Annotated in this window: 1 protein-coding gene; it reads right to left on the bottom strand. The window is 71.8% G+C overall.

Annotated elements, in window-relative coordinates; genetic code table 11:
• A partial coding sequence (locus ETD85_RS61600; RefSeq protein ID WP_138698986.1) for a condensation domain-containing protein occupies nt 1-2,571 on the bottom strand: 2,571 nt, incomplete at its 3' end.
• Nucleotides 2,572-2,583: the final 12 nt, after the last annotated feature.

A 2,583-nucleotide genomic window follows, 5' to 3' on the forward strand; every position in this document is an offset into this window, starting at 1 on the left:
CTCCACACCCTCCGCCGCCACAGCCACCGCATCCGGCGTCCGCCCAACCTGCGCCTCGAAAAGCCCGGCCAACGTCACCGAAGCCACCTCAACAGCCGTGTCATTCCACTCGCGCAGCAGCCGGTCCAGTGCCTCGGCACCCAGCACACCCACGCCGCCCAGACCGATCTCCGGGCCGCCCGCCAGGCAGTCCTCCAACGCGCCGACCAGGTTCTCCGTGGCGGTGCGGACCAGCACCCCCACCTCGCCCGGGTCGATCGGCGCCACCGCGTCGATCGCCAGCGAGATCCGGTTCCCGTCGTCGTCCACCGAGACCAGCAGCGGATAGTTGGTGCGCTCGCGCAGGTAGACGAGGTTGATGCCGTCGAGGCCGCCGTTCGATTCCTGCTGCTCCTGGGGCCCGCTCGTGTTGTGGCGGTAGTTGAACAGCGCGGTGAACAGCGGCAGGTCACCCGGCACGCCGCTGGCCTGCTGGGCGAGGGTGAGCGGAGCGTGCTCGTGCTCCAGCAGCCCCGCCAACTGACTCCGCATCGCCGACACCGCGTCCAGCACACCGAGCTCGCCGGTCCGCACGCGAACCGGCAGCGTGTTCATGTACGGGCCGGGCACCTGGTCAGATCCGGCGCCCGCGTTCATCCGGCCGAACAGGATCGTGCCGAACACGACGTCGTCGCGGCCGGACACCGCCGCCAGGACCCGCGACCAGGCCACGTGCAGCAACGTCGCCGGGCTGGCCCCGACGCGGCGGGCGACTTCCAGCAGCCGGGTGTGCAGGTCGGTGGAGAACGGCACCACCTTGCGGACCGCGTCCGCGCCGTTGCCGCGCACGTCCACCATGCCGAACGGCGCGGTCGGCTCGGTGACGTCGCCGAGCAGGTCGGCGAAGTAGCGTTCGTGGTCGGCCCGCTCGACGGCGCCGCGAGCCTGGGCCACGAAGTTGCGGAACGGCAGCGGTTGGGGCAGCGTGGCGTCGCGGTGGGCGAGGATCGCGCGTACCTCTCGCAGGACGATCTCCAGCGCTGTGTGGTCGCGCACGATGTGGTGGTTGCGCACCAGCCCGAGCCAGCGGCCGGTGCCGGGAACCCGGGTGAGGTGCAGGTCCATCAGCGGCGCGTGGCCCAGATCCATGACCTGGCCGACGTGGGCGACCAGGCGTTCGGCCAGAACGCCGTCGCCTTGCGGGAGCGTCACCTCGCGTACCGGGAGACTCGCCTGCCGCCAGACCACCTGGACCGGCTCGCGCAGCCCCTCCCAGACGATCGACGTGCGGTAGATGTCGTGGCGGTCGACCACCCGCTGCACCGCGTCGATGAAGGCGTCCAGCCGGTCGCGGGAGTCGAACTCCAGCACCATGGGCATCACGTACGCGTCCTCGCCACCCTCGGTCAGCAGGTGGTGGAACAGCAGACCCTCCTGGAGCGGCGCCAGGGGGTAGACGTCCGCGATGTTGGCCGCGCCGCCCTCCACCGCGGCCGCGATCCGCTCGATCTCGCCGGTGGTCAGGTCCACCAGCGGCAGCATGTCCGGCGTGATCGTGGTGGCCTCAGCCGGGATGGCGTTGGCCGGGACCGCGACCTGCTGCTCTCCCACCGAGCGGGCCAGCCCGGCCGGGGTCGGCGCCTGAAAGAACGAGCGCACCGACACCGACACACCGCGGGCCTGCAACAGCGCCACCAGGCGGATCGCCAGCAGCGACTGGCCACCCAGGGCGAAGAAGTCGTCGTCCACGCCCACCGATTCGACGCCCAGCACCTTGGCGAAGGCGGCGCACACCACCTCTTCACGCGCGTCAGCCGGCGCCCGGCCCACCCTCGCCGCCGCTCCGGGAGCGGGCAGCGCGGCCCGATCCAGCTTGCCGTTCGCCGTCAGCGGCAGCGCCTCCAGCGCCACCACCGACGGCACCATGTACTCCGGCAGCCGTTCCGCCACATAGGCCCGCACCGCCTCGGGTGACACCTCACCCAACGGCACCACATAAGCCACCAGTCGCCGATCCCCCGGCCGGTCCTCCCGCACGATGACGGCCGCCTGCGCCACCTGCGGATGTGTGGCGACGGTGGCCCGCACCTCGCCCGGCTCCACCCGGAACCCGCGCACCTTCACCTGATCATCCACCCGGCCCAGGAACACCAGCTCGCCCTCGGCCGTCCACCGCACCCGATCCCCGCTGCGATACATCCGCGCACCGGGCTCGAACGGACACGCCACGAACCGCTCACCGGTCAGGGCAGGCCGGTCGAGGTATCCGCGCGTCACCCCGTCCCCGGTGACATACAGCTCCCCGGCCACACCGATCGGCACCGGGGCCAGGTGGTCGTCCAGCACGTACACCCGGGTGTTGGCCACCGGCCGGCCGATCACCGGGCCGCCCTGACCGCCGACCTGCGCCACCGCGGTGTCGACCGTGCACTCGCTCGGCCCGTAGAAGTTGACGCCCCGTATGCCGCTGCCGGCCAGTCGATCCCACAACCCCTCCGGCACCGCTTCGCCGCCCACGCCCAACTGCTTGAGCCCGGACTCCAGCAGCCCGTGCTCCACCAGCACCTGCGCATACGACGGCGTCACCTCCATGAACTCCACCCC

Origin of the sequence: Nonomuraea zeae (genome assembly GCF_005889725.1) — a bacterium.
Lineage (GTDB): Bacteria > Actinomycetota > Actinomycetes > Streptosporangiales > Streptosporangiaceae > Nonomuraea > Nonomuraea zeae.